Below are 26,982 nucleotides of genomic sequence, written 5' to 3'. Positions count from 1 at the left end.
GAGCGTCGCCGCGTCATGCACGGATCGCATACCGCTTAGTCGCCTCATCGGATTGATCGATGGCGCCCGTTCGCGGACACTGCCGGATTCCCTGGAGACAAGGCTTTGGAAGTTTCATTCAGCAAGGAGATCGAGTCCCTGCGCCTCGGCGCCGGCGACACGTTCCACGGCGAGGGCATCCTCGCGATCACGAAGGCGCTGCTGCAGTCCGGCGTGGCCTACGTCGGCGGCTACCAGGGCGCGCCCGTGTCGCACCTGCTCGACGTGATGGTGCAGGCCAAGGGCTACATGGACGAACTCGGCGTGCACGTCGAGGCCTGCTCCAACGAGGCTTCCGCCGCCGCGATGCTCGGCGCCTCCATCCACTACCCCCTGCGCGGTGCCGTCACGTGGAAGTCCATCGTCGGCACCAACGTCGCCGCCGACGCGCTGTCCAACCTCAGCTCGCCCGGCGTCACCGGCGGCGCGCTGATCGTCGTGGGCGAGGACTACGGCGAAGGCGCCTCCGTGATCCAGGAGCGCACGCATGCTTTCGCGCTGAAGTCCGGCATGTGCCTGCTGGACCCGCGGCCCGACCTCGGCGTGATGACGCGCATGGTGGAGGAAGGCTTCCGCCTCTCCGAGACCTCCAACATGCCCGCCATCCTGGAGCTGCGCATCCGCGCCTGCCACGTGCGCGGCAGCTTCGAGGCGAAGGACAACCTGAAGCCGCCGGTCTCCACGCGCGCACTGATGGAGAACCCCGCCGGCTTCGACTACATGAAGCTGGCGCACCCGCCCGTGACCTTCCGCCACGAGAAGCTGAAGTACGAGCAGCGCATCCCCGCCGCGCGCCAGTACATCGTGGAGCAGAAGCTCAACGAGCTGTTCGACGGCAAGCACACGGACCTCGGCATCATCGTGCAGGGCGGCCTCTACAACGCCCTGATCCGCAGCCTGCAGCAGCTGGGCCTGGCGGACGCGTTCGGCGAGACCGACATCCCGATCCTGTGCCTGAACGTCGCCTACCCGCTGGTGCCGGAGCAGGTCGCCGACTTCTGCGTCGGCCGCCGCGCGGTGCTGGTGGTGGAGGAAGGCCAGCCCGAGTTCATCGAGCAGGAGATCGCCACGCTGCTGCGCCGGCGCGACATCCAGACGAAGCTGCACGGCAAGGACCTGCTGCCCATGGGCGGCGAGTACACCGTCGAAGCGCTGTCCATCGGCCTCACGCAGTTCGCTTCGAGCTACCTGCCCGGCCCCGCCGTCGAGGAAGCCAAGCGCTGGCTCGCCGGCAACAAGGACCGCCGCGAGGCCGCCGCCAAGCTGACGCAGCCGCTGCCGGCGCGTCCGCCCGGCTTCTGCATCGGCTGCCCCGAGCGCCCCGTGTTCTCCGCGCTCAAGCTGGCGCAGGAGCAGATCGGCAAGGTGCACATCGCCGCCGACATCGGCTGCCACGCGCTGGGCACCTTCGAGCCCTTCTCCAGCGGCCACTCCATCCTGGGCTACGGCATGTCGCTCGCCTCGCGCGCCGGCGTGTCGCCGATGATGCAGCGGCGCACGCTGGCCATCATGGGCGACGGCGGCTTCTGGCACAACGGCCTGCTCACGGGCGTGCAGAGCGCGCTGTTCAACGGCGACGACGCCGTGCTGCTGATCTTCAAGAACGGCTACACCTCCGCCACCGGCACGCAGGAGATCATCTCCACGCCGCACGAGGACGCGAAGTACAACGCCGCCGACAAGTCCGCCAGCATCGTGCACACCAACCAGACCATCGAGTCCGCGCTCAAGGGCCTGGGCGTGCAGTGGATGCGCACCGTGACCACCTACGAGGTGGAAGAGATGCGCCGCACGCTGACCGACGCCTTCACGAGCGACTTCAACGGCCTGAAGGTGATCATCGCCGAGGGCGAGTGCCAGCTGGAGCGCCAGCGCCGCATCAAGCCCTGGATCCAGTCGCTGCTGAAGAAGGGCGAGCGCGTCGTGCGCGTGAAGTACGGCGTGGACGAGGACGTCTGCAACGGCGACCACGCCTGCATCCGCCTCTCCGGCTGCCCGACGCTCACGATCAAGGACAACCCGGACCCGCTGAAGGTGGACCCGGTCGCGACCGTGATCGACGGCTGCGTGGGCTGCGGCCTCTGCGGCGCCAACGCGCACGCGGCGACGCTGTGCCCCAGCTTCTACCGCGCCGAAGTCGTGCAGAACCCCAAGTGGCACGAACGGCTCCTGAACTCCTTCCGCGGCGCCATCGTGCGCGCCCTGCAACCGGCATGAAGACGAAACCCATCACCCTCCTGGTCGGCGCCCTCGGCGGCGAAGGCGGCGGCGTCCTGACCGAATGGCTGGTCGAGACCGCGCGCCACGCCGGCTACCCGGCGCAGGCCACCTCGATCCCCGGTGTCGCGCAGCGCACCGGCGCAACCACCTACTACATCGAAGTGTTCCCGGTGGCGATGAAGGACCTGGGCGGCAAGCGCCCGGTGTTCAGCCTGAACCCGGTGCCGGGCGCGCTGGACGCGCTCGTGTGCTCCGAGCTGCTCGAGACGGCGCGCCAGGTCGGCAACGGCCTGGCCTCGCCGGACCGCACCGTCGTGATCTCGTCCTCCGCCCGCGCGCTGACCACGATGGAACGCATGCAGATGGGCGACGGCCGCGTCGACAACGCGGAGCTCCTGAAAGTGGTGCAGCAGTTCAGCAAGGTGCACCACGTCTTCGACATGAACGCCATCGCGAAGGAAGCGGGTACCGTCGTCAGCGCGGTGCTGCTCGGCGCGATCGCGGGCAGCGGGCTGTTCCCCTTCCGGCGCGAGGACTACGAAGCGGTCGTGAAGTCCGGCGGCAAGGGCGCGGAAGCGAGCCTGCGGGGCTTCGCGAAGGCGTTCGACATCGTGGCGAAGGGCAAGCAGCAGCAGGATTTCCTGGCGCAGGTGATGCAGCCCAAGGCGGCACAGCCGGTGCGCAGCAAGTCGGTGCACCCCACGGGCATCTTCCCGGCGCAGGTCGAGGAGATGTTCGGGCTCGGCTACGCCCGCCTCGTCGAGTACCAGGGCAAGGCCTACGCCGACCTGTACGTGAAGCGCCTGAAGTCCGTGCTGGAAGCGGAAACCGACGCCGACCCGCGTGGCGAGCGCGGCTACGCCATCACGAAGGAGATGGCGCGCTGGCTCGCGCTGTGGATGGCGTTCGACGACATCGTGCGCGTCGCCGACCTCAAGAGCCGCGCCTCCCGCTGGACCCGCGTGCAAGGCGAGGTGAAGGCCGGCGAGGACGACCTGCTGAAGGTCTACGACCACTTCAAGCCGGGGGTGCCCGAGTTCGCCGCCATGCTGCCGCAGTCCTTCGCGGACAAGCTGGTCGCGTGGGACCGCCGTCGCGTCGCCGGCGGCAAGCAGCCCTGGGCGCTGCCGCTGAAGATCGGCACGCACAGCGTGTTCGGCATGCTGGCGCTGCGCACGCTGGCCGGCACCAGGTGGCTGCGCCCGCACGGCAGCCGCTTCGCCCTGGAGCAGCGCATGATCGAGCAGTGGCTGCAAGGCGTCGTGCAAGGCACGCAGCGCCTGTGGGACCTGGGCCACGAGATCGCGCTGTGCGGCCGCCTGATCAAGGGCTACGGCTCCACCAACGAGCGCGGCAAGGAGAACCTGCTGCACGTGCTGGAGCACCTGGCCAAGGGCGGCGTCCCCGCGGAAGCCGCCGCCGCGGTGCGCGCTGCCCGCGTGGCGGCCCTGGCCGACGATGCCGGCAAGGCGCTCGACGCCACGCTCGTGCAGCACGGCGCGCCCCCACGCCCCGTGAAAGCCGTTCCCATCCATTGGGTGCGCAAGCCCCGCGGCGTGGCCGCGGCCGACGAGACCAACCTGAAGACCAACTGATCCCATGCCAGCCCTCGTCAACATCTCCGACGTCCCGGTGGTCGAACGCCAGCACGCGCGCGCGGGCCTGTTCCATTCGCAGTCGCTCCTGGGCGGCCGCGAAGGCAGCAAGGACAACTTCTACGTGCAGCTCTCGCAGCTGCACAACGACTTCTTCTCGCCGCGCCATCGCCACAACTTCGACCAGGTGCGCGTGCAGCTCGTGGGCGACGCGAGCTTCACCCGCGACGGCGTCATGCGCCCCGGCATGATCGGCTACTTCCCCGAAGGCGTGTACTACGGGCCGCAGGAGAACGCCGGCGAGTCGAAGACGCTGGTGCTGCAGTTCGGCGGCGCGAGCGGCAGCGGCTACATCTCCGAGGAGCGCTTCCAGCAGGGCGTGGAGGAGCTGAAGCAGTTCGGCACCTTCGAGAAGGGCGTGTTCCACCGCCCCAAGGAAGGTGGCGGCCGCAAGAACCAGGACGCCTACGAAGCGGTGTGGGAACACATCCACGGCCGCAAGCTGGAGTATCCGAAGAGCGAGCACGGCGAACCGGTGTTCATGGATCCGCAGGCCGTTGCCTGGCAGGACGAGCCCGGTGCCGCCGGCGTGCGGCGCAAGCTGCTCGGCGTGTTCTCGGCGCGCGCGACGCGCATCAGCGTGCTCGGCATCGCGCCGGGCGCGACGGCCACGCTCGCGCCCCATTCGCTCGCTTTCGTCTTCTCGGGCCGCGGCACCGCCGGCGGCGGCGAGTGGCGGCCGCATGCGCTGCTGCGCACCGAGGGCGAGGCGCAGGCCCTGCAGGCCGCGGAAGAGAGCGAAGTGCTGGAGATCCAGATCCCGCCGCTGGAACGCGCCTCCGCCTGAACCCACAAGAAGACCGAACGGAAAAGAAACCATGAGAACGACGACCCTCGCCCGCCGCGTCCTGCTGGCCGCGGCCCTCGCCACCGCCCTGCCCGGCATCGCCCTCGCGCAGGCCTTCCCGGCCAAGCCGATCCGCGTGATCGTGAGCTTCGCGCCCGGCGGCGCCGCCGACCAGATCGCGCGCGCCGTTTCCGAGCCGCTCGCGCAGGCGCTGGGGCAGCCCGTCGTGGTGGAGAACCGCGCGGGCGCCAACGGCAACATCGCCGGCGACTTCGTCTCCAAGCAGCCCGCCGACGGCTACACGCTGCTCATGAGCTCCGGCGGCACGGTCTCGATCAACCCGCACCTGTACGCGAAGATGTCGTTCGACCCGGCCAAGGACCTCGTGCCGGTGGCGTCCGCCGCCCGCGTGCTGGTCTACCTGCAGGTGAACCCGGCCAAGGTGCCGGTGAACAACGCGAAGGAATTCCTCGCGTACATGAAGGCGAACCCCGGCAAGCTCAGCTTCGGCTCCCCCGGCAACGGCAGCTCGCCGCACCTCGCGGGCGAGATGATGAAGTCCATGGGCAACGTGTACGCCACGCACATCCCGTACCGCGGCGCCGCGCCCGCCATCCAGGACCTGCTCGCGGGCCAGGTGGACTTCATGTTCGACCCCGGCGTCGGCCTGCAGCACACGAAGGCCGGCAAGCTGAAGCTGCTGGCGATCGGCAGCCCGAAGCGTTCGCCCCTGTACCCGGACGTTCCCACGATGGAAGAAGCCGGCCTCAAGGGCTTCGACGCGGACACCTGGTTCGGCTTCTACGCGCCCGCCGGCACGCCGCAGCCCGTGGTCGCGCGCCTGAACACGGAGATCAACAAGGTCCTGCGCTCGCCGGCGTTCGTCGAGCGCATGAACGCCATCGGCGCCATCCCCGCGCCTTTCTCGCCGCAGGAGTTCGGTGCGCGCGCCCAGGAGGACAGCAAGCGCTTCGGCGCCCTGATCCGCGAGCGCAGGATCGTGGGCGACTGAGGGAAACCACGATAGGCGGGACGGGCTCTTTCGTTATACAAAGTAACGTTCTACGACCCCAGGAGACCACAATGATGCGCAACCGAATCACGATGGCGGCCCTGGCCGCCTCCCTCGCCCTCTCCGCCGGCCTGGCGCAGGCGCAGGACAAGCCGGTGATGATGAAGCTTTCCAGCTGGGTGCCGGCGCAGCACCCGCTGAACCCGAGCCTGCAGGCCTGGGCCGACGACATCAAGAAGGCGTCCGGCGGCACGATCACCGCCACGCTGTTCCCGAGCGAGCAGCTGGGCAAGGCCTTCGACCACTACGACATGGCGCGCGACGGCATCGCCGACTTCGCGTACGTGAACCCGGGCTACCAGCCGGGCCGCTTCCCGATCTTCGCCGGCGCCTCGCTGCCCTTCCTGTTCGCCAACGGCAAGGGCGGCACCGCCGCCATCGACGCCTGGTACCGCCAGTACGCCGCGACCGAGATGAAGGACGTGAAGTTCTGCTTCGCCTTCGTGCACGATCCCGGCACCTTCCACGCCCGCAAGAAGATCACCCTGCCCTCCGACATCAAGGGCATGAAGATCCGTCCCGCCACCAGCACCATCGCGCAGATGGTCACCTCGCTGGGCGGCACCAACGTGCAGTCCTCCGCGCCCGAGGCGCGCGAGATGCTGGAGCGCGGCGTGGCCGACGCGATCACCTTCCCCTGGGGCTCGATCCCGCTGTTCGGCATCGACAAGGTCGTCAAGTACCACATGGACGTGCCGCTGTACGTCACCCCGTTCGTCTGGGTGATGAACAAGTCCAAGTACGACGCGCTGTCGGCCGGCCAGAAGAAGGTGATCGACGACCACTGCACCACCGAGTGGGCCGAGAAGGTCGCCACCCCCTGGGCCGACTTCGAATACGGCGGCCGCGCCAAGATGGCCGCCGGCGGCCACGAGATCTACAAGCTCACCCCCGAGCAGCTGAAGGCCTGGCGCGACGCCACGGCTTCCGGCGAGCAGACCTGGGCCGAGAGCGTGAAGAAGGTGGGCCAGGACCCGGCCAAGGTGATGGACTCGCTGAAGTCCAACCTGGTGAAGTACAAGTCGGCGCTGTAATCCGCAGCGCCTGAGCCCCGGGGCCGTGCCTGCCCAAGAAGCAGGCCGGCCCTTGTTCCATCCGTGGACGCCATGAAAAAGAACTTCGCCGACCGTTTCATCAACGGCATCGAGTGGCTCGCCGCCATCTTCGTCGGCATCGTCGCCCTCAACATCTTCGTCAACGTGCTGCTGCGCAAGTTCTTCAGCACGTCGATCCCCGACTACTACGACTTCGGCCGGATGCTCCTGGGCATCCTGATCTTCTGGGGCATCGCGGCCACCAGCTACCGCGGCGGCCACATCACGGTGGACCTGCTGTGGGGCGCCGTGAACAAGCGCTGGAAGCGCATCATCGACGTGTTCGCCACGCTGGTGCTGCTGTTCGTGGTGATCGTGCAGACGGTCATGCTGTTCGACAAGGTCGAAGGCACCTGGAAGGACAACGTCCTGACCTACGACCTGAACCTTCCGACCTGGCCCTTCTACGCCGTCGCCTGGGTCGGCGACATCTGCGCCGTGCTCCTGATTGCCGTGCGCACCTGGCGCCTGGTCTTCAACCCCGAGTCGCTCCACGACGAGCACTTCGACTCCCCGATGCACGAAGTCGAGTGAGGCCCTCTTGAACCTCGATCTCCTTGCCGTCCTCGGCTTCCTCGCCCTGTTCGCCCTGATGCTCCTGCGCGTGCCCGTCGGCATGGCCATGGGCCTCGTGGGCATCACCGGCTACAGCATGATCGCCGGCCCCGGCCCCGCCCTGAAGCTGGTGGGCCAGACGTCGATGCGCACCGTCACCGACTACACCTTCGGCGTGATCCCCATGTTCATGCTGATGGGCGCGTTCGTCTCGGTGTCCGGCATCAGCCGCGAGCTGTTCCGCGCCGCCAACGCCATGATCGGCCACCTGCGGGGCGGCCTCGGCGTGGCCACCGTGCTCGCCTGCGGCGGCTTCGCCGCCATCTCCGGCTCCTCGGTCGCGACGGCCGCCACCTTCTCCGGCGTGGCCTACCCCGAGATGCGGCGCTTCGGCTACCCGCAGTCGTTCTCCACCGGCGTGATCGCCGCGGGCGGCACGCTGGGCGCCATGCTGCCGCCGTCCACCGTGCTGGCGGTGTACGCCATCCTCACGCAGCAGGACATCGGCAAGCTGTTCATGGCCGGCATCATCCCCGGCCTGCTGGCCATGCTGCTGTACGTGATCACCGTGATGATCATCGTGCGCGTGCGTCCGGACTGGCTGCCGCGCGGCGAGCAGCAACCCTGGGTGGAGCGGGTCAAGGAACTGAAGAACGTGTGGGCGCCGCTCGTGCTGTTCCTCTTCGTGATCGGCGGGCTGTACGGGGGCTTCTTCACGCCGACCGAGGCCGGCGGCGTGGGCGCCAGCGGCGCCTTCCTCCTGGGCCTGGTGCGCGGTCGCCTCGACCGCGCCAAGATCAAGGAGGCCCTGCTGTCGGCGACGCGCACGGCCGCCGCCGTGTTCACCGTGCTGATCGGCGCGCTGATGTTCGGCTACTTCCTCACCATCACGCAGACGCCGCAGAAGGTCACGGAGTTCCTCACCGGCCTGGGCGTCGGCCCCTACGGCGTGCTGCTGCTGATCCTGCTGATGTACCTGGTGCTCGGCTGCCTGATGGACGCGATGGCGATGATCATCCTGACCGTCCCCATCCTGTTCCCCGTGATCCAGCACCTGGGCTTCGACCCGATCTGGTTCGGCATCATCATCGTGATGACCGTCGAACTCGGGCTGATCACGCCACCCGTGGGCATGAACGTGTTCGTCATCAAGAGCGTGGTGCCGGACGTGAGCTTCTCCACCATCTTCCGCGGCGTCTCGCCCTTCGTCTTCACCGACGTGCTGCGCCTCGCGATCCTCGTCGCCTTCCCGATCATCGCCCTCTGGCTCCCCGGCAAGATGGGTTGAACGCCATGTCCAAAGAGATCATCTACACCGTCAAGGTGGAATTCGGCGACTGCGACCCCGCGCGCATCGTCTGGTTCCCGAACTTCTTCCGCTGGATCGACGCCGCGTCGCGCCACTTCTTCGTCGAATGCGGCGTCCCGCCCTGGCACGAGACGGAAAAGTTGTTCGGCATCATCGGCACGCCGCTGGTGGACACGCACGCGAAGTTCATCCAGACCGCGAGCTACGGCGACGTGCTGCAGTTCCGCACGAGCATCCCCGAATGGCGCGGCAAGAGCTTCGTGCAGCGCTACCGCTGCTTCCGCGGGGAGGACGCGATCATGGAATGCGACGAGGTGCGCATCTTCGCGGCGAAGCGCGAAGGCGACGTGCCGGGGATCCGGGCGGTCGTTGCGCCGGACGAAATCAAGCGCGCCTGTTCATAGAAACCACCAACAGCCGGACGCAAAAGTCGCAAAGGTTCCGCAAAAGTCGCAAAAGGGGAAACCCATCAAAGGTCTTTTCTGCGACTTTTGCGTAGCTTTTGCGACTTTTGCGTCCGGCTGTCCGTCTTCGAACCTCAAACCTTCCGCACGCTCGACGCCGGCCGCACGTCGCACTTGAGCACGTCCCGCATGTACGCCAGGCTCGCGTTCTTCGCCTTCGTCGTCTCGGCCGCGGTGCAGTCCGACGGCACCCACACGCCTTCGTAGCCGCGCAGGAAGGCGTCCGCCGCGGTCATCTGCACGCAGATGTCCGTGGCGAGCCCCGCGAGGACCAGCTCGCGGGCGCCCATCTCGTGCAGCAGCAGTTCCAGCGCCGTGCAGAAGAAGGCCGAGTGCCGTGGCTTCAGCAGCGTCACGTCGCGCGGACGCGGCGCGACCAGGCGCGCGATCTCGCCGCTGATGTCGTCGCGCTCGCAGCACTGCGCCACCTGGCTCTGGAAGTCCGACTGCCAGTAGCCATAGTTGTCGTTGGCGTAGACCACCGTCACCTTCTGGTCGTCGAGCTTCTCCCGCAGCCGGACCGTCGCCCTGGCGGCGGCCAGGGCCGGCTTGGCGAGCTTCTCCGCGCCCGGGAAGTTGAGCGGGTTGATGAAGTCGACGAGGACGAGCACGCGCGCGCTGCGCGGCACCTTGGCGGGTTTCATGGGCGACCAACGAAAAACGGCGCCCATCGTAGGGCGCCGTTCGCGGCGAGCCTGTAGGAACGCGGCTTTACTTCTTGCCGAGACCCATCCGGGCAGCGCCTTCGGTGTACAGCTTGCCCTTTTCCGCCATGAACTTGTCCATGTCCTCGACGCCGACGTTCACGAGCTCGAAGCCGGAGGCCGCGGCCTTCTCCTTCATCTCGGGATCGTTGTTCAGGGCGCGCCACAGGTCGGAGATGCGCTTGCGCTCCGCCGCCGGCGTGGACTTGGGCATGCCGATGCCGCGGTAGGCGCCGTCGACCCAGTCGACGCCCAGCTCCTTGAAGGTGGGCACGTCGGGCATCAGCGGATGGCGGTGCTCCATCGCGACGGCGATGGGACGCACGCCCTTGTCCTTGTTGGCGATGGCGAACGGCACGTACGTCATCGCGCCGTCCACCTGGCCGCCCAGCACGGAAGTGGCGAGGTCACCCGTACCCTTGAACGGCACGTACAGCGTCTTGACGTGGAACGCGGCATCCAGGCGCTCGTGCGCGGCGTGGTTGGCCGAGTACTGGCCCGAGCCCGCGAGGCTCAGCTTCCCGGGGTTGGCCTTGGCCGCGGCGAGGAAGTCCTGGAAGTTCTTGATGTTGGTCTTCGAGCTCACCACCAGGATGTCCGGCGTGAAGTGGAACCAGAACACCGGCGTGACGTCCTGCGTCTTGTACTGCACGTCGCCCTGGATCGGCTGGAACACGATGTGCGGCAGGTTGACGCCGACGACGTTGAGGCCGTCGGGCGGCAGCTGGTTCATCTGCGTCCACATCAGCGCGCCGCCCGCACCCGCCTTGTACTGCACGATGGTCTCGATCGCGGGGCACTTCTTCTTCAGCACCGCCTGCTGGTGGCGGGCCGAGAGGTCGGACTCGCCGCCGGGCGGGAAGGCCTGCCAGTACTGCACGTTGCCCGTGGGGCAGCTGGGACCCTGCCCCGGACCTGATCCGGGGGCCTGCGCCATCGCGAGCGGGGCGGCCGCCGCGAGGGCGAGCAGGGAAAGAATGCGCTTCATGCTGTCGTCTCCTGTTTGTTGTGGACTGCGGTGCGGGTTTGTGGCACGGAATCAGCGGTTCTTCAACCGGGAAACCACGGCGGCCGTGACGTCGGCGGTCTTCGCCTTGCCACCGAGGTCGCCGGTGTGCAGCTTCGGATCGGCCGTGACTTCCTCGATGGCCTGCATCAGGCGCGCCGCGGCTTCCTTCTCGCCGAGGTGCTCCAGCAGCATCACGCAGCTCCAGAAGGTGCCGACCGGGTTGGCGAGGCCCTTGCCCATGATGTCGAAGGCCGAACCGTGGATCGGCTCGAACATCGAGGGATAGCGGCGTTCCGGGTCGATGTTGCCGGTGGGCGCGATGCCCAGGCTGCCGGCCAGCGCGGCCGCGAGGTCGCTCAGGATGTCCGCGTGCAGGTTGGTGGCGACCAGCGTGTCGAGCGACGCGGGGCGGTTCACCATGCGCGCCGTGCAGGCGTCGACGAGTTCCTTGTCCCACTTCACGTCGGGGAACTCCTTGCTCACGGCGAGCGCGATCTCGTCCCACATCACCATGGCGTGGCGCTGCGCGTTGGACTTGGTGACGACGGTGAGCTGCTTGCGCGGACGCGACTGCGCCAGCTTGAACGCGAAGCGCATGATGCGTTCCACGCCGGCGCGGGTCATCATGCTCACGTCCGTGGCGACTTCGATCGGGTGGCCCTGGTGGGCGCGGCCGCCGACGCCCGCGTATTCGCCCTCGGAGTTCTCGCGCACGATGACCCAGTCGAGGTCCTTGGGCGTGCAGCGCTTCAGCGGCGCATCGATGCCGGGCAGGATGCGCGTGGGCCGCACGTTCGCGTACTGGTCGAAGCCCTGGCAGATCTTCAGGCGCAGGCCCCACAGCGTGACGTGGTCGGGGATGTGCGGGTCGCCGGCGGAGCCGAAGAGGATGGCGTCCTGGTCCCGCAGTGCCTCGAGGCCGTCGTCCGGCATCATCTTGCCGTGGGCGCGGTACCAGTCGCCGCCCCAGCCGAAGCTCGTGAACTCGAAGCGGAAACCGGCACCCGAGGCGGCCAGCGCCTCCAGCACTTCCTGGCCTGCGGGCACCACTTCCTTGCCGATGCCGTCGCCCGGGATGCAGGCGATCTTGTACGTCTTCATGGGATGTCCTTTCCTGCGCGAGTCTAGGCCGCACGCGCCGGAACGGACATCCGGGATTTCATTCCATTGTTAACCGCCAGGGCAGCAATGGAGGCGTCGTCACAGCGCCTTGTTGAGGTCGATGTCGAGGCCGGCCTGCTTCATCTGGCGCGCGAGCAGCAGCTTCCACACGCCGCCCGCGTCCACCGGGATGCGCGCGAGCTGGTCCAGGCCGGGCGCGGTGGACTGCGTGGGCAGCAGCAGGCAGACCCGCGCCGCGCCCAGGGCGCCGAGCAGGAAGCCGGTCTCCAGAGGCCGGTCCGAACGCATCAGCACGGCGAAGCGCACGGGGCGCAGCTTCTCCAGCGTGTCCGGCGAAGGCGACGCACCCGCGCCGCCCGTGACCGAATCGATGCCCATGTCCTTGAGGAAGGCGGCGAGCGTCTTCGCGGCCTCGTCCCCGGCCCGGCAGACGATCGCGACCCGCGTCGCGGCGCCATCGGCGGAGGAAGCAGGAACCGAGATGGGCAGGGGTGCGGGTGCGGGTGCGGCAGCGGACATGGGCGTGGGCGTGGGCGTGGGAGTCGGTGTCGGTGTCGGTGTCGGTGCGGGGGTAGGCGCCGGGGTGGGGGCGGGCGGGGGGGCGGGGGTGGGTGCAGGCGTCGGTGCAGGCGTCGGCGCGGGCGTCGGTGCGGGCGTCGGTGCGGGCGTCGGCGCAGGCGTCGGCGCAGGCGTCGGCGCAGGCGTCGGCGCAGGCGTCGGAGCAGGCGTCGGCGCGGGTGTCGGCGCAGGCGTCGGCGCCGGAGTCGGAGCAGGCGTCGGTGCCGGCGTGGGCGCAGGCGTCGGCTCCGGCTCCGCGGGCGCTTCCGCTTCCGCCTCGGGATGCTCCAGCCGCTCCTTCAGCTTGCCTGCCATCGCCTCCATCCGCGTGGCGGCCTGCGCGAGCGCCTTGCGCAGTTCGCCGTGCATCTCCTCCAGCGTGATGCGGTCGCCGAACGTCGTATCGAGCGCCGCGTCCAGCGGGGGGATGGCGAATTCCTTGTACAGCGCCGTGCCGATGCCGAAAGCCTCGCCCACGAGCTTGTTGAAGTTCTTCTGCGCCATTTCCAGGCGCGTGTCCCAGCGGTCCTGGATGCCGGCGACGTCGAAGCTCCTGAGCTCCTTCACGCGCCGATGGACGCGGTCCAGCACGGCCTCGATCGCGGCGCGGCCCTGGGCTCCGCCCGGCGCCGGCTTTCCGTTCGACATGCTTGCTTTCCTCCTGCGCTTCACTGTACCAGCGGCTCCCCGCGGAACCCCCCATCCCGCCGGGCAGAATCGGTTTGTTTCCCGACCAAACCACACATGGCCGCCCACACCGCCTCGCAGGAAATGCAGTTCTTCAGCGTGCTCATGCGCTGCGGCAGCCTGGCCGCGGCGGCGCGCGAACTGCAGGTGAGCCCGCCGGCCGTGAGCAAGCGCCTGGCCGCCCTGGAGGCGCGCCTGGGCGTCACGCTGCTGCACCGGACGACGCGCCGGCTCACGCTCACCCACGAAGGCGAGACCTACCTCGCCCACGCGCGGCGCATCCTGGAGGAGATCGAGGCACTGGAACGCGAGCTCCACGGCGCGCGCTCGGACCCCACGGGCCTGCTGCGCGTGAACGCGACGCTCGGCTTCGGCCGCGTACACGTCGCGCCGGTGATCGCGAGCTTCGCGAAGCTGTACCCGAAGGTGGAAGTGCAGCTGCAGCTGTCCGTGAACCCGCCGCCGCTGACCGACGACGCCTTCGACGTCTGCGTGCGCTTCGGCGAACCGCCGGACGCGCGCGTCGTCGCGCGCCTGCTCGCGCCCAACCGGCGCCTGCTGTGCGCCTCCCCCGCCTACCTGCAGCGCAACGGCACGCCGCGCGCGCCGCAGGACCTGGCCTCGCACCAGATCATCCTGATCCGCCAGGGCGACGAAGCTTTCGGGTCGCTGCGCCTGCGCTCCGGCAAGCGCGTGGAGACGGTGCGCGTGCGCGGCAACCTGAGCACCAACGACGGCGAGATCGCCGTCAGCTGGGCGCTCGCCGGCCACGGCATCCTGCTGCGCGCCGAGTGGGACATCCTGCGCTACCTGCGCAGCGGCCGGCTGCAGCAGGTGCTGGAGAACTGGCAGACGCCGCCCGCGGACATCCACGCGGTGTACCCGGTGCGCCACCAGGGCACGGCGCGCGTGCGCGCTTTCGTGGACCACCTCGCGCAGGAGTTCGCGAAACGGTTCACCGCCTGAAGCCAGGAGCCTGCGCGGCTCACAGCACCAGCAGCGCGCGGAAGTCGTTGACGTTCGTGTGCGTGGGCCCGGTGACCACCAGGTCGCCCAGCGCCGAGAAGTAGCCGTACGCGTCGTTGCGCGAGAGGAAGGTGTCGACCTTCATGCCTTGCGCGAGCGCGCGGCCCAGCGTGTCGGGCGCGACGAAGGCGCCCGCGTTGTCTTCCATGCCGTCGATGCCGTCCGTGTCCGCGGCCAGCGCCCACACGCCCGGCTGGCCCTGCAGCGCCTGCGCGAGGCCCAGGCAGAACTCGCCCGCGCGCCCGCCGCGGCCGCGCGGCGTGCCTTCCGCCTGCTTGCGCACGGTGACGGTGGTCTCGCCGCCGGAGAGGATCACGCAAGGGCGGCGGAACGGCTGCCCGCGTTGCGCCACGGCGCGTGCGAGCGCCGCCTGCACCTTGCCGACTTCGCGCGACTCGCCTTCCATCTCGTCGCTCAGGATGTGCGCGTCCAGCCCCGCGGCGCGTGCCGCGGCCGCCGCGGCCTCCAGCGACTGCTGCGGCGTGGCGATCAGGTGCACCGGCTGCCCCTGGAACACGGCGTCGCCGGGCTTCGGCGTCTCCAGCGCGCCCTGCTCCAGCAGGCTCATGATGGCGCCGGGCACCGCGATGCCGTAGCGCTGCAGGATGGCCACCGCGTCCGCGCAGGTGCTCGCGTCCGGCACCGTGGGCCCGCTCGCGATCACCGACGGGTCGTCGCCCGGCACGTCGCTGATGGTCAGCGTCACCACGCGCGCGGGTGCGCAGGCCGCGGCGAGGCGCCCGCCCTTGATGCGCGAGAGGTGCTTGCGCACGCAGTTCATCTCCACGATGTTGGCGCCGGACTCCAGCAGCTCGCGGTTGATGCGCTGCTTCTCCTCCAGGCTCAGCCCCTCCGCGGGGAGCGTCAGCAGGGCCGAGCCGCCACCCGAGATGAGGCACAGCACGAGGTCGTCGGGGGTGAGCCCGCGCGTGAGGGCGAGGATGCGTTCCGCGGCGCGCAGCCCGGCGGCGTCCGGCACCGGGTGCGCGGCTTCCACCACCTCGATGCGCTGCGGCAGCCCCGCGGGGCGCGGCGGCGTGTGGTGGTAGCGCGTGACCACGAGGCCGGAGAGCGGCGCGTCCCGCGGCCACAAGGCTTCGACCGCCTGTGCCATCGCGCCCCCGGCCTTGCCGGCGCCGAGCACCAGCGTGCGGCCGCGCGGCGGCGGCGGCAGGAAGGCCGCCGTGTTGTGCAGCGGCAGCGCGCGGTGCACGGCCGCGCGGTAGAGGTGTTCGAGGAAGGCGCGGGGGTCGGCGTGCGGATCGGGGGCGGTCATGGGCGTTCTCCAGCCGCGGATTGTGACGCCCCGCGCGCCAGGCCCGGAGCCGGGAGCAGGCTCCTAGCGGGCCGGCAGCGGCGCGAACAGCACGGTGACCACGCCGTTCGGCAGGTACTCGTTCTGTCCGTGGAAGTCGTAGGCGACCAGCAGGCGCACGTCGCTGCCGGGCCGTGCCTGCGGCAGGCTGCACTGCCGCACCGCATCGAGCGCGCCGGCTGCGAGGTACTGGTTCATGGGAGCCTCCTCCAGCACCGGGTTCACCAGGCGGCTGTCGGGGCCCACCTGGGCACGCACGATCGCCTGTCCACGCTGGAAGTCCTGCAGCGCCTGGAACGGGTACTGCTGCGGCCCGCAGGTCGGCCCGGCACCCACGCGGCCCGGGTCGGGCGGAAACGGGGACGGCCTGGGAGCAGCGCACGCTGCAAGCACGAGCGCCGCGGCGGCGGCAAGCACGGTATGGCGCATCCCGACAGTATCGCGCCGATCCGCACCGGCGGGGGGCGGTGCCCTTGCCTCTTTACCGGCCGCGCGTCAGGGCGTCTTCGCGCCCGCCTGGAACCACTGGCCAATGAGCGCGCGTTCGCCTTCGGTGATCTGCGTCGCGTTGTTCAAGGGCATGGTCTTGGCGACCACGGCCTGCTGGTACACCGCCTGCGCGTGCAGCTTCACGGCGTCCGGCGAATCGAGGCGCACGTTCTTCATCTGCACCTGCGCGCCGTGGCACTGCACGCAGCGCTGCTCCAGCACCTTGCTCACGGCGGCATAGTCGGCCGCGGCGGCGGGCGCCTTCGCGGCTTCGCTGGGCGCGGGGGTGAGCCAGACGGCGGTCGCGACGATCAGCGCGACGCCCACGAGCGCGTAACCCGCGGGATGCCGGTTGCGTCCCAGCTTGTACCCGTGGCGCATGACGAAGAACTGGCGGATCGCCGCGCCGGCGAACATCATCAGCACCAGCACCACCCAGTTCAGCTTGTGCGTGTAGAGGAAGCTGTAGTGGTTGGACAGCATCGCGAACAGCACCGGCAGCGTGAAGTAGGTGTTGTGCACGCTGCGCTGCTTGCCGCGCCAGCCGTGGATCGGGTCCGGCGCCTCGCCCGCCTCGATGGACTTCACCACCTTGCGCTGGCCGGGGATGATCCAGAAGAAGACGTTGGCGCTCATCGCCGTCGCGATCATCGCGCCCACCAGGAGGAAGGCCGCGCGTCCCGCGAACCACTGGCATGCGAGCCACGCGGCCACGCACACCAGCAGGAACACCAGCGCGCCGACGATCGCATCTCCGTTCTTGCGCCGCCCGAACACCTGGCAGATCGCGTCGTAGAGGATCCAGAACACGACCAGGAAGCACAGGGCGACGCCCACGGCGGCACCCGGCGCCCAGTTCACGAGCGACTTGTCGACCAGGTAGCTGCTCGCGTTCCAGATGTACGACACCGTGAAGAGCGCGAAGCCGGAGAGCCACGTGGAATACGCCTCCCAGTAGAACCAGTGGAGGTGCGGCGGCAGCTGTGGCGGCGCCACGGCGTACTTCACCGGGTGGTAGAACCCCCCGCCGTGGACGGCCCACAGTTCGCCGGTGACCCCCTCCGCGCGCAGCTTCGGATCCGCCGCCGGCACGAGGCTGCTGTCCAGGAAGACGAAGTAGAAGGAGGACCCGATCCAGGCGATCGCGGTGATGACGTGCAGCCAGCGCAGCAGGAGGTTGGCCCAGTCGAGAAGATAGCTTTCCATGCTTCTTGCCGAGTGACCTGCTCACCACCGCGGGCGCTCTGAGCAGAGACTTGTCGCGCACTCCTTATTGGGGTCAGATTCCAATTTCGGGCGCCGCTGCGACTGTGGACCGGAGTGTATACACTCTGGCCGCTTCACGAAAGCGGGAGTTGCAGGAGCTGGGCCGCCACGGCCACCGCGATCACCTCCGGCTCCTTGCCCGTGATGCCCGGGATGCCGATCGGGCAGGTGATGCGCGCCAGCTCCTCGCCGGTGAAGCCACGCTCCTCCAGCCGGTGGCGGAAGGTCGCCCACTTCGTCTTGCTGCCGATCAGGCCCACGTACGGCAGGTCGCCGCGTTCGCGCAGGCGCTTCAGGCAGGCCGCGACGACGTCGAGGTCTTCCGCGTGGCTGAAACTCATGACCAGCACGCGCGAGCCCGGCGCGAGGTCCGCCACCGCGGCCTGCACGGGGTCGGAGTGCTCGCACTGCGCGTTCTCCGGCACCTCCTCCGGAAAGATCTCGTCGCGGCTGTCGATCCAGGTCACCGCGAAGGGCAGCGTGCCCAGCACGCGCACCAGCGCCTTGCCGACGTGGCCGCCACCGAACAGCGCGACCGGCACGAAATGGGACTGCAGCCGCTGCACGAGCGCCGGCGCGTCCGCCGCCGTCACGCGTTCGAAGCGCAGGTGCACCACGCCGCCGCAGCACTGGCCGAGCGCCGGACCGAGGGGATAACGCAACACCGCCTCGCCGGTCGTCTGCGACAAGCGGCGGCGCGCCTCCTCGATCGCCTGCAGTTCCAGGTGCCCGCCGCCGATGGTGCCGACGACCGCGTCGCGGAACACCGCCATCCACGCGCCCGCCTCGCGGGGCACCGATCCCGCAGTGGCGTGGACGTCCACCAACACCGCGTCCTGCGACGCGAGCCGGCTCGTGACTTCTTTGATGGGCAGCATTCTTTACAGTGAAGCGGGAGGCAAGAACACGAAGCGTTTCGTAACGAAGGTCATCATTGCGCGTAGCGCTGCCGTTGTAGATTGGCGCCGCACGCCGTACGCGTGTCCTCGCGAGGAGACCCGAGATGAAGTATCGCCCGACCCTGCAATCCCTGACGCCCGCCATGCTGGCCGGCACCGCCGTGCTGCTCGCATCCTGCAGCTCGGCGCCGCCCCCGGCGCCGGAGCAACCGCGCGCCGCCGTCGTCCAGCCGGCGCCTGCCGAAGACCCCGTGGCCCGGTCGGCGCAGCCCGCGCCCGCCATGGTGATCAAGACGTCCGCCGCGACGAACCCGCGCGCCTACCGCCAGGACGCCGCGCAGCACCTCTACGCCCTCAACCAGGAACGCATCTGGAAGGGCCGCATGCCGCCCCTGCTGTACGCGATCGGCGTGCTGCAGGTGGAAGTGGACGGCCAGGGCCAGGTGCGCAACCTGAGCTGGATGCGCGCACCGCGCCACGCACCGGAAGTGATCGCGGAGATCGAGCGGACCGTGCGCTCCGCCGCGCCGTACCCGGTGCCCGCCCGCATGGGCAAGGTGGTGTACACGGACACGTGGCTGTGGCACAAGAGCGGACGGTTCCAGCTGGATACGCTGACGGAGGGGCAGGACTGAGTCTCGCCCCGACACGATCGAAAAAGCGGCCCGCGGGCCGCTTTTCTTTTGCGCTGGGGTTCGCCTGCGGCTCACCTTCCGGCGGCACGCCGCCGCCACCCTGCGAACGGGGTCCGACACGAAGCTGTAGGGTGGCGCGGCGAAGCCGCGGACGGTGAGCGAACGCGAACCCCACCGATCCCCCTCACGACCCCCGATACGTCGAATAACTCCACGGGCTCACCAGCAGCGGCACGTGGTAATGCTGCTCCACGTTCGCCACGCCGAAGTCCAGCGTCACGCGATCGAGGAAGGGCGGATCGGGCAACTCCACCCCGCGTGCGCGGAAGTACGCCGCCACGTCGAACACCAGCCGGTAGGTCCCCTTCTTCAGGCTCGCGTTGTCGAACAGCGGGCCGTCCGGATTGCGGCCATCCGCATTCAGCACGAAGCGCTTCACCAACGTGGCGGTGCCGCCGGCGGTGGCATGCAGCTCGACGGCCATGCCCGCCGCGGGGGTGCCGTGCATCGTGTCGAGGACGTGGGTGCTCAGGCCCATGGGGGTTTCTCCGGAGATTGTCGACTGCAGTGTATACACTTTTGGAACCCGCGACTATGATGGCCGCATGGAGCCTTCCACCACCCGCACGATCGTCGACGCGCTGACGCGCGCGATCGTGGAGCACCGGCTGCAGCCGGGCACCAAGCTGGCGGAACAGAAGCTGGCCGACCACTTCGGCGTCTCCCGCACGCTGGTGCGCCAGGCCCTGTTCCAGCTGGTGCAGAAGCACCTCGTGAAGATGGAGCCCGCGCGCGGTGCCTTCGTTGCTGCCCCCACCGTCGAAGAAGCGCGCCAGGTCTTCCAGGTCCGCCGCCTGCTCGAGGTGGAAATGGTCCGCGAGTTCCTGCGCAACCAGACCCCCGCCAGGCTGAAGGCGCTGCGGGAGCACGTCGCGCAGGAAAAGGCGGCGATGGCGGGCGGCGACGCCACCGAGCGCCAGCAGCTGCTCGGCGACTTCCACGTGCGCATGGCCGAACTCGCCGACAACGCGGTGCTGGCGCAGATCCTGCGTGACCTCGTCTCCCGCAGTTCGCTCATCACCCTCATGTACCAGCGCGACAGCTTCGAGGCGCACTCGCAGGAGGAGCACGTCGAGCTGATCAAGGCCCTCGCCGCGAAGGACGAGAAGCGCGCCGTGAAGCTGATGGAAGAACACCTGCTCCACGTGGAAGAAAGCCTCGCCTTCGACCGCACCGTCCCCACCCACGACATCGCACTCGCCCTGGCATGAGTACCGTCTACGACTCCACCGCGCCTTACCCGCGCGACCTGGCCGGCTACGGCCGCAACCCTCCCCACGCGCAGTGGCCGGGCAACGCACGCATCGCCGTGCAGTTCGTCCTGAACTTCGAGGAAGGCGGCGAGAACTGCACGCTGCACGGCGACCCCGCGTCGGAGCAGTTCCTCTCCGAGATGTTCAACCCGGCCGCCTTCCCCGAGCGCCACCTGAGCATGGAAGGGATCTACGAATACGGCTCGCGCGCGGGCGTCTGGCGCATCCTGCGCGAGTTCGAGAAGCGCAAGCTGCCGCTGACCGTCTTCGGCATCGGCTCCGCGCTGCAACGCTGTCCCGACATCACGCAGGCCTTCGTCGAACTCGGCCACGAGATCGCCTGCCACGGCTGGAAGTGGATCCACTACCAGAACGTGCCGGAAGAAGTGGAGCGCGAGCACATGCGCCTGGGCATGGAAGCCATCGTCAAGCTCACGGGCGAGCGGCCCCTGGGCTGGTACACCGGCCGCGACAGCCCCAACACGCGGCGCCTGGTGGCGGACTACGGCGGCTTCGAGTACGACAGCGACTACTACGGCGACGACCTCCCCTTCTGGATGAAGGTGAAGAAGACCGACGGCAACGTCGTGCCGCACCTGGTCGTGCCCTACACGCTGGACTGCAACGACATGCGTTTCGCCCTGCCCCAGGGTTACTCGCACGCCGATCCCTTCTTCCAGTACATGAAGGACAGCTTCGATGCGCTCTACGCCGAAGGCGACGAGGCACCCAGGATGATGAGCGTCGGCATGCACTGCCGCCTGCTCGGGCGCCCCGGACGCATCACGGCGCTGCAGCGCTTCCTGGACCACGTCGCGACGCACGACCGCGTGTGGGTGTGCACGCGCCTGGACATCGCGCGGCACTGGAAGCAGGTCCACCCCTACCAGGAGGCCTGACATGGCCCTCACCCTCGAACAACTCAATGCCGCCGACGCGAAGGAAGCTGCGCGCCTGCTGGACGGCCTCTACGAACATTCGCCCTGGATCGCCGAAGCGGCCCTCGCGCAGCGACCTTTCCGCTCGCTGGGGCACCTGAAGCAGGCGATGGCCGACATCGTGCGCGAAGCGGGAGAGGCGAAGCAGCTCACGCTGATCCGCGCCCACCCCGAGCTGGCCGGCAAGGCCATGGTCGCGAACACGCTCACCAGCGAATCGACCAACGAGCAGAGCAAGGCGGGCCTCACCAACTGCACGCCCGAGGAGTTCGCCCGCATCCAGGAGCTGAATGCCGGCTACAACGCGAAGTTCGGCTTCCCTTTCATCCTGGCCGTGCGCGGCCCGCGCGGCACCGGCCTCACGCGCCAGCAGATCATCGACACCTTCGCGCGCCGGCTGGAGAACCACCCCGACTTCGAGCGCGCCGAAGCCCTGCGCAACATCCACCGCATCGTGGAACTGCGCCTGAACGACAAGTTCGGCGTCGAGCCGGTGCAGGGCAATCGGGTGTGGGACTGGCAGGAAGCGCTCGCGCAGCACAGCGACCAGCCCGGCCAGCTCACGGTGACCTACCTGACCGATGCGCACCGCGCGGCGGCGAAGCAGATCGTGGCGGACATGCGCGAGGCCGGCTTCGACGAAGTCGAGATCGATGCCGTCGGCAACGTGGTCGGCCGCTACCGGGGCGCGACGGCAGGCGCGAAATACGTCCTCACCGGCTCCCACTACGACACCGTCCGCAACGGCGGCAAGTACGACGGGCGCCTGGGCATCTTCACGCCCATGGCCTGCGTGCGCGAACTGGCCCGCGCGAAGCGCCGGCTGCCGTTCGGCGTCGAGGTGGTCGCCTTCGCGGAAGAAGAAGGCCAGCGGTACAAGGCCACCTTCCTCGGCTCGGGCGCGCTCACCGGCCATTTCGATCCGGCCTGGCTGGACCAGAAGGATGCCGGCGGCGTGACGATGCGCGACGCGATGCGCCACGCCGGCCTGCCCGCGGACCTGGACGCGATCGCCGCGCTGAAACGCGACCCGCAACACTATCTCGGCTTCGTCGAAGTGCACATCGAGCAAGGCCCGGTGCTCAACGAGATCGACATCCCGCTGGGCATCGTCACGTCCATCAACGGCGGCCGCCGCTTCCATTGCGAGGTGACGGGGATGGCGAGCCACGCGGGCACGACCCCGATGGACCGCCGGCGCGATGCCGCCGTCGCGGTCGCCGAGCTGGCCCTGTACGTCGAACGGCGCGCGTCGCAAGACGGCGATTCGGTCGGCACCATCGGCATGCTGCAGGTCCCGAACGGCTCCATCAACGTGGTGCCGGGGCGCTGCTTGTTCTCGCTGGACCTGCGCGCGCCGACGGACCCGCAGCGCGATGCCCTGGTCGACGACGTGCTCGCGAAGCTGCAGGAGATCTGCGCGCGCCGCGGGCTGCACCACGCGGTCGAAGAGACCATGCGCGCCGCCGCCGCGCCGAGCGCTCCCGCCTGGCAGCGCCGCTGGGAGGCCGCCGTGGAATCGCTCGGCCTGCCGCTGTACCGCATGCCCAGCGGCGCCGGCCACGACGCCATGAAGCTGCACGAGACGATGCCGCAGGCGATGCTCTTCGTGCGCGGCCAGAACTCCGGCATCAGCCACAACCCCCTCGAATCCACCACCAGCGACGACATGGAGCTGGGCGTGCGCGCCTTCCAGCACCTGCTGGAGCAGCTCGCGCAGGAGCAAGCATGAACGACCACCAGAAACTCGACGCCTGGATCGACGCCCACTTCGACGAGGAAGTGCGCTTCCTCCAGGAGCTGATCCGCGTCCCCACCGACACGCCCCCGGGCAACAACGCGCCGCATGCGGAGCGCACCGCCGAACTGCTGAAGGCCTTCGGCATGGAAGCGGAGAAGCATCCCGTGCCGGAAGCGGAGGTGAAAGCCTACGGCCTGCAGTCCATCACCAACCTCGTCGTGCGCCGCAAGTACGGCCAGGGGCGCACCGTGGCGCTCAATGCGCACGGCGACGTCGTCCCCCCCGGCGAAGGCTGGACCCACGACCCTTACGGCGGCGAGATCGTCGACGGCAAGATCTACGGCCGCGCCGCCGCCGTGAGCAAGTGCGACTTCGCCAGCTTCACCTTCGCGGTACGGGCGCTGGAATCGCTGGGCGCGCCGCTGAAGGGCGGCGTGGAGCTGCACTTCACCTACGACGAGGAATGGGGCGGCGAGCTCGGCCCGGGCTGGCTGCTGAAGAAGGGCATCACGAAGCCCGACCTCATGATCGCCGCGGGCTTCAGCTACGAAGTCGTCACCGCCCACAACGGTTGCCTGCAGATGGAGGTGACGGTGCACGGCAAGATGGCGCACGCGGCCATCCCGCACACCGGGGTCGACGCGCTGCAGGGTGCGGTCAGGATCCTGAACGCGCTCTACGCACAGAACGCGAAGTACCAGCAGGTCACGTCGAAGGTCGAGGGCATCAAGCATCCTTACCTGAACGTGGGCCTCATCACGGGCGGCACGAACACGAACGTGGTCCCCGGCAAGGTGGCGTTCAAGCTGGACCGCCGCATGATCCCCGAGGAGAACCCGCAGGAAGTGGAAGCGGACATCCGCCGCGTGATCGCCGAAGCCGCCGCCACCTTCCCCGGCATCACGGTGGACATCCGGCGCATGCTGCTGGCCAATTCGCTGAAGCCCCTCGCCGGCAACAAGCCCCTGGTCGACGCGATCCAGAAGCACGGCAAGGAACTCTTCGGCCAGGACATCCCCGCCATGGGCACGCCGCTCTACACCGACGTGCGCCTGTACGGCGAAGCGGGCATTCCCGGCGTGATCTACGGCGCCGGCCCGCGCACCGTGCTGGAGTCCCACGCGAAGCGCGCCGACGAACGCCTGGACCTCGAAGACCTGCGCCGCGCGACCAAGGTCGTCGCGCGCACCCTGCGTGACCTGCTCGCCTGAGAAGCCGGCACGCATCCCCCGAAGGAACCGAAGGAGACAACCATGGATACCAACGTTCACCCCGTGGACGAACGACTGCCCACCGGCAAGCTGGCCGCCCTCGGCCTGCAGCACGTGCTGGTGATGTACGCGGGCGCGGTCGCCGTGCCCCTGATCGTGGGCCGCGCGCTCAAGCTGTCGCCCGAACAGGTGGCGATGCTGATCTCGGCGGACCTGTTCTGCTGCGGCCTGGTCACGCTGATCCAGTCGCTGGGCCTTACGCAGTGGTTCGGCATCCGCCTGCCCGTGATGATGGGCGTGACCTTCGCCTCCGTCGCGCCCATGGTGGCGATGGCCAACGTCACTTCGGGCACGGAAGGCGCGCAGCTGATCTTCGGCGCCATCATCGGCGCGGGCGTCATCTCGGTGCTGATCGCGCCCATGGTCAGCCGGCTGCTGCGCTTCTTCCCGCCGGTGGTCACGGGCACGATCATCGCCGTGATCGGCATCAGCCTGATGCGCATCGGCATCAACTGGATCTTCGGCAATCCCTTCGGCCCCACCGCGCCGTCGGTGGTGAGCCCCGAACATGCGCAGTGGCTGGCGCAGGCCACGGCCGCCGCCGGCGCCCCGGGCTCGCCGCTGCCCGCGGCGCCCAAGGGCCTCGCGCTCGTGCCCAGCATCCCCAACCCGAAGTACGCGGACCTGCACGGCGTCGCGATCGCGGGGCTGGTTCTCCTGACCATCCTGGCGGTCGCCAAGTTCGCGCGCGGCTTCCTCGCCAACATCTCGGTGCTGCTCGGCATCGTCGCGGGGGGCGTGGTGGCCGCCGCTTTCGGCCTCATGACGTTCGAGAAAGTCGGCAAGGCGGCCTGGGTGGACGTCGTGCTGCCCTTCCAGTTCGGCATGCCGCACTTCGACCCGATGCTGATCCTCACCATGACCATCGTCATGATCGTGGTGATGATCGAGTCCACCGGCATGTTCCTCGCGCTCGGCGAGATGACGGGCAAGCCCGTGGACCAGCCGGCGCTGGCGCGCGGCCTGCGCACCGACGGCCTCGGCACCCTGCTGGGGGGCATCTTCAACACCTTCCCCTACACGAGCTTCTCGCAGAACGTGGGGCTGGTCGCCGTCACCGGCGTGCGCAGCCGCTTCGTCTGCGCGGCGGGCGGCGTCATCCTGCTGGTGCTGGGGCTGCTGCCCAAGATGGCGGCGCTGGTGGAGTCGCTGCCCACCGTGGTGCTGGGAGGCGCCGGCCTCGTGATGTTCGGCATGGTTGCCGCGACGGGCATCCGCATCCTGGCGGGCGTCGACTTCAAGGGCAACCGCCACAACGCGCTGATCGTCGCCATCGCGATCGGCATGGGCATGATTCCGCTCATCGCACCGCAGTTCAAGCAGTGGATGCCGCACGCCATCCACCCGCTGATCGAATCGGGCATCCTGCTGTCCTCCGTGACCGCGGTGGTGCTCAACCTGTTCTTCAACGGCGCCCGCGAAGACCAGGCCGCCGCCATCTACGCCGCGCAGCAGGCGGAGGCGCACTGACCCGATGACGGCCCGCATCGCGACCCACAGCGGCTCCTTCCATGCCGACGACGTCTTCGGCGTGGCGGTGCTCGCGGCGCTGCACCCGCGACACGAGATCGTGCGCAGCCGCGACCCCGCGGTCCTGGCGGGCGCGGCGTTCCTCGTGGACGTCGGCGGAGAATGGGACGCGGCGCGCGGCCGCTTCGACCACCACCAGCGCGGCTTCGACGGCCGCCGGCCCGCGGGCGAAGGCTACGCCAGTGCCGGCCTCGTCTGGCACGCGTTCGGGGAAGCCTACGTTCGCCTCGCTGCGCAGGAGCTCGGCGCCACGCTGCGTGACGATGCGGTCCTGCGCGTCGCCCAGGAGGTGGATGCCTCCCTCGTGCGTCACCTCGACCTCGTGGACACCGGCGCGCAGATGGTCGCCCCGGGCGTGTTCGGTCTCTCGAGCCAGGTCGCGCTCCTGAACAGCAGCTGGCTGGAAGAGCAGGGCCTGGACGCGCGGGCGCTCGCGCGCCTGCAGATGGAGCGTTTCCGCGAAGCGATGGCCATCGTGCAGCGGCTGCTGCATCGCCTCGTGACGCGCCGCATCGGCCAGGAGCTCGCCGCCGAGAAGGTGCGCGGTGCCGAACGCCTGCTGCACGGACGCGTGCTGTACCTGCGCGAAGGCGGCATGCCCTGGACCGCGGTGGTGGTGCAGGAGATGCCGGACGTGCGGCTGGTGATCTACCCCGAGACCGACGAAGGCGGGCAGCGCTTCGTGCTGCGCACCGTGCCGGTGGCGGCCGACTCCTTCGCGAACCGCATGGACCTGCCGAGGGCGTGGGCCGGCCTCCGTGACGCGCAGCTTGTGGCGGCGAGCGGCGTGCCGGACGCGCTCTTCTGCCATACGAACCTGTTCATCGCGGTGGCGCGCAGCTTCGAAGGGGCGTTGCGGATGGCGGAGCTGGCGCTTCGCTGAACGCTTCGCTGACCGCTGGGGTGCCTGCGGCAACCCAGCCTACGAAGGCTGACGGAGCGGAGGCGGCACAGGAACTCCGCGGCCGTCGCAGGGTCCACCGGGCAGCGACAAGGAGCCGACCCATGCAATGCCCGGTGTGCAAGACCGTGAACCTCACGATGGCCGAACGCAGCGGCATCGAGATCGACTACTGCCCGCAGTGCCGGGGCGTGTGGCTGGATCGCGGCGAACTCGACAAGATCATCGAGCGCGCGGCGCCGCAGGCCGCCGCGCCGCAGCCGCAGCCGCAGCCGCAGTACCAGCAGCCGCAGCCTTACCCGCAGCAGCCCTATCCGCCGGGCGGCTATTACAAGAAGAAGAAGCGCGAGGGCTTCCTCGGCGAGCTGTTCGACTTCGACTGA

General features: G+C 69.2%; 26 protein-coding genes. 17 read left to right on the top strand and 9 right to left on the bottom strand.

Annotated features, from left to right (window positions below; all coding sequences use genetic code 11):
• Positions 1 to 105 precede the first annotated feature (105 nt).
• The 8 genes from H8N03_RS01490 (at position 106) to H8N03_RS01455 (ending at position 9,135) form a co-directional block, all read left to right on the top strand.
• Positions 106 to 2,256: a thiamine pyrophosphate-dependent enzyme gene (locus H8N03_RS01490; protein ID WP_187074348.1), complete on the top strand. Its 2,151-nt coding sequence runs from the start codon at positions 106 to 108 to the stop codon at positions 2,254 to 2,256.
• Positions 2,253 to 3,854: an indolepyruvate oxidoreductase subunit beta family protein gene (locus H8N03_RS01485; RefSeq protein ID WP_187074347.1), complete on the top strand. Its 1,602-nt coding sequence runs from the start codon at positions 2,253 to 2,255 to the stop codon at positions 3,852 to 3,854. The genes H8N03_RS01490 and H8N03_RS01485 overlap by 4 nt, the downstream gene beginning before the upstream one ends.
• Before the next feature lie 4 nt (positions 3,855 to 3,858).
• Positions 3,859 to 4,701 (top strand): hypothetical protein, encoded by an 843-nt coding sequence (locus H8N03_RS01480; RefSeq protein ID WP_187074346.1) that lies wholly within the window; start codon positions 3,859 to 3,861, stop codon positions 4,699 to 4,701.
• A 31-nt stretch (positions 4,702 to 4,732) separates the two neighbouring features.
• A complete protein-coding gene (locus H8N03_RS01475) occupies positions 4,733 to 5,713 on the top strand; it encodes a Bug family tripartite tricarboxylate transporter substrate binding protein (protein ID WP_187074345.1) in 981 nt (326 codons plus the stop codon).
• A 71-nt stretch (positions 5,714 to 5,784) separates the two neighbouring features.
• Complete coding sequence (locus H8N03_RS01470; RefSeq protein ID WP_187074344.1) at positions 5,785 to 6,807, top strand: TRAP transporter substrate-binding protein; 1,023 nt, start codon at positions 5,785 to 5,787, stop codon at positions 6,805 to 6,807.
• A gap of 72 nt (positions 6,808 to 6,879) precedes the next feature.
• Positions 6,880 to 7,401 carry a TRAP transporter small permease gene (locus tag H8N03_RS01465; RefSeq protein ID WP_187074343.1) on the top strand — a complete coding sequence of 174 codons (522 nt, stop codon included), beginning with the start codon at positions 6,880 to 6,882 and terminating at the stop codon, positions 7,399 to 7,401.
• Positions 7,402 to 7,408: 7 nt separating this feature from the next.
• Positions 7,409 to 8,710: a TRAP transporter large permease gene (locus H8N03_RS01460; protein ID WP_187074342.1), complete on the top strand. Its 1,302-nt coding sequence runs from the start codon at positions 7,409 to 7,411 to the stop codon at positions 8,708 to 8,710.
• A gap of 5 nt (positions 8,711 to 8,715) precedes the next feature.
• Entirely contained in the window at positions 8,716 to 9,135 is a 420-nt protein-coding gene (locus H8N03_RS01455) for an acyl-CoA thioesterase (RefSeq protein WP_187074341.1), read from the top strand.
• Positions 9,136 to 9,269: 134 nt separating this feature from the next.
• On the opposite strand, the gene H8N03_RS01450 is transcribed toward H8N03_RS01455, so the two are convergent.
• The 4 genes from H8N03_RS01450 to H8N03_RS01435 form a co-directional block, all read right to left on the bottom strand.
• Entirely contained in the window at positions 9,270 to 9,839 is a 570-nt protein-coding gene (locus H8N03_RS01450) for a cysteine hydrolase family protein (RefSeq protein WP_187074340.1), read from the bottom strand.
• Positions 9,840 to 9,906: 67 nt separating this feature from the next.
• The gene (locus H8N03_RS01445; RefSeq protein ID WP_187074339.1) at positions 9,907 to 10,887 is read right to left on the bottom strand and encodes a tripartite tricarboxylate transporter substrate binding protein; all 981 of its coding nucleotides are present in this window, start codon (positions 10,885 to 10,887) and stop codon (positions 9,907 to 9,909) included.
• Between the two features lie 51 nt (positions 10,888 to 10,938).
• On the bottom strand, positions 10,939 to 12,009 hold the full coding sequence (locus H8N03_RS01440) for a tartrate dehydrogenase (RefSeq protein ID WP_187074338.1): 1,071 nt from the start codon (positions 12,007 to 12,009) through the stop codon (positions 10,939 to 10,941).
• Positions 12,010 to 12,108: 99 nt separating this feature from the next.
• Positions 12,109 to 13,236, bottom strand: coding sequence for a hypothetical protein (locus H8N03_RS01435; RefSeq protein WP_187074337.1), 1,128 nt, complete (start codon positions 13,234 to 13,236; stop codon positions 12,109 to 12,111).
• A 96-nt stretch (positions 13,237 to 13,332) separates the two neighbouring features.
• Between H8N03_RS01435 and H8N03_RS01430 the strand changes: the two genes are divergently transcribed.
• The gene (locus H8N03_RS01430; RefSeq protein ID WP_187074336.1) at positions 13,333 to 14,241 is read left to right on the top strand and encodes a LysR family transcriptional regulator; all 909 of its coding nucleotides are present in this window, start codon (positions 13,333 to 13,335) and stop codon (positions 14,239 to 14,241) included.
• A 19-nt stretch (positions 14,242 to 14,260) separates the two neighbouring features.
• On the opposite strand, the gene H8N03_RS01425 is transcribed toward H8N03_RS01430, so the two are convergent.
• The 4 genes from H8N03_RS01425 to xdhC form a co-directional block, all read right to left on the bottom strand.
• Entirely contained in the window at positions 14,261 to 15,577 is a 1,317-nt protein-coding gene (locus H8N03_RS01425) for a glycerate kinase type-2 family protein (RefSeq protein WP_187074335.1), read from the bottom strand.
• A 63-nt stretch (positions 15,578 to 15,640) separates the two neighbouring features.
• Complete coding sequence (locus H8N03_RS01420) at positions 15,641 to 16,045, bottom strand: hypothetical protein (protein ID WP_187074334.1); 405 nt, start codon at positions 16,043 to 16,045, stop codon at positions 15,641 to 15,643.
• Between the two features lie 66 nt (positions 16,046 to 16,111).
• Positions 16,112 to 17,311 carry a urate hydroxylase PuuD gene (locus tag H8N03_RS01415; protein WP_187074333.1) on the bottom strand — a complete coding sequence of 400 codons (1,200 nt, stop codon included), beginning with the start codon at positions 17,309 to 17,311 and terminating at the stop codon, positions 16,112 to 16,114.
• Positions 17,312 to 17,445: 134 nt separating this feature from the next.
• Positions 17,446 to 18,249 (bottom strand): xanthine dehydrogenase accessory protein XdhC, encoded by an 804-nt coding sequence (xdhC, locus tag H8N03_RS01410; protein ID WP_187074332.1) that lies wholly within the window; start codon positions 18,247 to 18,249, stop codon positions 17,446 to 17,448.
• A gap of 125 nt (positions 18,250 to 18,374) precedes the next feature.
• Here xdhC and H8N03_RS01405 point away from each other — a divergent pair, with 125 nt between their 5' ends.
• Positions 18,375 to 18,905, top strand: a complete 531-nt coding sequence (locus H8N03_RS01405; RefSeq protein ID WP_255428008.1) for a hypothetical protein — start codon at positions 18,375 to 18,377, stop codon at positions 18,903 to 18,905.
• 184 nt (positions 18,906 to 19,089) lie between these two features.
• On the opposite strand, the gene uraH is transcribed toward H8N03_RS01405, so the two are convergent.
• Positions 19,090 to 19,443, bottom strand: coding sequence for a hydroxyisourate hydrolase (gene uraH, locus H8N03_RS01400; protein WP_187074331.1), 354 nt, complete (start codon positions 19,441 to 19,443; stop codon positions 19,090 to 19,092).
• Positions 19,444 to 19,510: 67 nt separating this feature from the next.
• On the opposite strand from uraH, the gene H8N03_RS01395 reads away from it, so the two are divergent.
• From H8N03_RS01395 to H8N03_RS01365, 7 genes are all read left to right on the top strand, one after another.
• On the top strand, positions 19,511 to 20,176 hold the full coding sequence (locus tag H8N03_RS01395) for a GntR family transcriptional regulator (RefSeq protein ID WP_187074330.1): 666 nt from the start codon (positions 19,511 to 19,513) through the stop codon (positions 20,174 to 20,176).
• Positions 20,173 to 21,117, top strand: coding sequence for an allantoinase PuuE (gene puuE / locus H8N03_RS01390; RefSeq protein WP_187074329.1), 945 nt, complete (start codon positions 20,173 to 20,175; stop codon positions 21,115 to 21,117). Before H8N03_RS01395 ends, puuE begins: the two co-directional genes overlap by 4 nt.
• 1 nt (position 21,118) lies before the next feature.
• A complete protein-coding gene (gene uraD, locus H8N03_RS01385) occupies positions 21,119 to 22,888 on the top strand; it encodes a 2-oxo-4-hydroxy-4-carboxy-5-ureidoimidazoline decarboxylase (RefSeq protein ID WP_187074328.1) in 1,770 nt (589 codons plus the stop codon).
• Positions 22,885 to 24,108: a M20 family metallopeptidase gene (locus H8N03_RS01380; protein WP_187074327.1), complete on the top strand. Its 1,224-nt coding sequence runs from the start codon at positions 22,885 to 22,887 to the stop codon at positions 24,106 to 24,108. The genes uraD and H8N03_RS01380 overlap by 4 nt, the downstream gene beginning before the upstream one ends.
• 42 nt (positions 24,109 to 24,150) lie before the next feature.
• Positions 24,151 to 25,638: a nucleobase:cation symporter-2 family protein gene (locus H8N03_RS01375; RefSeq protein ID WP_187074326.1), complete on the top strand. Its 1,488-nt coding sequence runs from the start codon at positions 24,151 to 24,153 to the stop codon at positions 25,636 to 25,638.
• Between the two features lie 4 nt (positions 25,639 to 25,642).
• Positions 25,643 to 26,581 carry an MYG1 family protein gene (locus H8N03_RS01370; RefSeq protein ID WP_187074325.1) on the top strand — a complete coding sequence of 313 codons (939 nt, stop codon included), beginning with the start codon at positions 25,643 to 25,645 and terminating at the stop codon, positions 26,579 to 26,581.
• Positions 26,582 to 26,703: 122 nt separating this feature from the next.
• Entirely contained in the window at positions 26,704 to 26,982 is a 279-nt protein-coding gene (locus H8N03_RS01365; RefSeq protein WP_187074324.1) for a TFIIB-type zinc ribbon-containing protein, read from the top strand.

This window comes from Ramlibacter cellulosilyticus, from assembly GCF_014297465.1.
Lineage (GTDB): Bacteria > Pseudomonadota > Gammaproteobacteria > Burkholderiales > Burkholderiaceae_C > Ramlibacter > Ramlibacter cellulosilyticus.
The sequence above is the reverse complement of the archived record's forward strand: the minus strand, read 5'-3'. Positions and strand labels throughout refer to the sequence as shown.

What these genes read in the sequence shown, in the direction of transcription:
- H8N03_RS01485 (WP_187074347.1), top strand. Translation starts at nt 2,253, where the DNA reads ATGAAGACGAAACCCATCACCCTCCTGGTCGGCGCCCTCGGCGGCGAA.
- H8N03_RS01480 (WP_187074346.1), top strand. Translation starts at nt 3,859, where the DNA reads ATGCCAGCCCTCGTCAACATCTCCGACGTCCCGGTGGTCGAACGCCAG.
- H8N03_RS01475 (WP_187074345.1), top strand. Translation starts at nt 4,733, where the DNA reads ATGAGAACGACGACCCTCGCCCGCCGCGTCCTGCTGGCCGCGGCCCTC.
- H8N03_RS01470 (WP_187074344.1), top strand. Translation starts at nt 5,785, where the DNA reads ATGATGCGCAACCGAATCACGATGGCGGCCCTGGCCGCCTCCCTCGCC.
- H8N03_RS01465 (WP_187074343.1), top strand. Translation starts at nt 6,880, where the DNA reads ATGAAAAAGAACTTCGCCGACCGTTTCATCAACGGCATCGAGTGGCTC.
- H8N03_RS01455 (WP_187074341.1), top strand. Translation starts at nt 8,716, where the DNA reads ATGTCCAAAGAGATCATCTACACCGTCAAGGTGGAATTCGGCGACTGC.
- H8N03_RS01450 (WP_187074340.1), bottom strand. Translation starts at nt 9,839, where the DNA reads ATGAAACCCGCCAAGGTGCCGCGCAGCGCGCGCGTGCTCGTCCTCGTC.
- H8N03_RS01445 (WP_187074339.1), bottom strand. Translation starts at nt 10,887, where the DNA reads ATGAAGCGCATTCTTTCCCTGCTCGCCCTCGCGGCGGCCGCCCCGCTC.
- H8N03_RS01440 (WP_187074338.1), bottom strand. Translation starts at nt 12,009, where the DNA reads ATGAAGACGTACAAGATCGCCTGCATCCCGGGCGACGGCATCGGCAAG.
- H8N03_RS01435 (WP_187074337.1), bottom strand. Translation starts at nt 13,236, where the DNA reads ATGTCGAACGGAAAGCCGGCGCCGGGCGGAGCCCAGGGCCGCGCCGCG.
- H8N03_RS01430 (WP_187074336.1), top strand. Translation starts at nt 13,333, where the DNA reads ATGGCCGCCCACACCGCCTCGCAGGAAATGCAGTTCTTCAGCGTGCTC.
- H8N03_RS01425 (WP_187074335.1), bottom strand. Translation starts at nt 15,577, where the DNA reads ATGACCGCCCCCGATCCGCACGCCGACCCCCGCGCCTTCCTCGAACAC.
- H8N03_RS01420 (WP_187074334.1), bottom strand. Translation starts at nt 16,045, where the DNA reads ATGCGCCATACCGTGCTTGCCGCCGCCGCGGCGCTCGTGCTTGCAGCG.
- H8N03_RS01415 (WP_187074333.1), bottom strand. Translation starts at nt 17,311, where the DNA reads ATGGAAAGCTATCTTCTCGACTGGGCCAACCTCCTGCTGCGCTGGCTG.
- xdhC (WP_187074332.1), bottom strand. Translation starts at nt 18,249, where the DNA reads ATGCTGCCCATCAAAGAAGTCACGAGCCGGCTCGCGTCGCAGGACGCG.
- H8N03_RS01405 (WP_255428008.1), top strand. Translation starts at nt 18,375, where the DNA reads ATGAAGTATCGCCCGACCCTGCAATCCCTGACGCCCGCCATGCTGGCC.
- uraH (WP_187074331.1), bottom strand. Translation starts at nt 19,443, where the DNA reads ATGGGCCTGAGCACCCACGTCCTCGACACGATGCACGGCACCCCCGCG.
- H8N03_RS01395 (WP_187074330.1), top strand. Translation starts at nt 19,511, where the DNA reads ATGGAGCCTTCCACCACCCGCACGATCGTCGACGCGCTGACGCGCGCG.
- puuE (WP_187074329.1), top strand. Translation starts at nt 20,173, where the DNA reads ATGAGTACCGTCTACGACTCCACCGCGCCTTACCCGCGCGACCTGGCC.
- uraD (WP_187074328.1), top strand. Translation starts at nt 21,119, where the DNA reads ATGGCCCTCACCCTCGAACAACTCAATGCCGCCGACGCGAAGGAAGCT.
- H8N03_RS01380 (WP_187074327.1), top strand. Translation starts at nt 22,885, where the DNA reads ATGAACGACCACCAGAAACTCGACGCCTGGATCGACGCCCACTTCGAC.
- H8N03_RS01375 (WP_187074326.1), top strand. Translation starts at nt 24,151, where the DNA reads ATGGATACCAACGTTCACCCCGTGGACGAACGACTGCCCACCGGCAAG.
- H8N03_RS01370 (WP_187074325.1), top strand. Translation starts at nt 25,643, where the DNA reads ATGACGGCCCGCATCGCGACCCACAGCGGCTCCTTCCATGCCGACGAC.
- H8N03_RS01365 (WP_187074324.1), top strand. Translation starts at nt 26,704, where the DNA reads ATGCAATGCCCGGTGTGCAAGACCGTGAACCTCACGATGGCCGAACGC.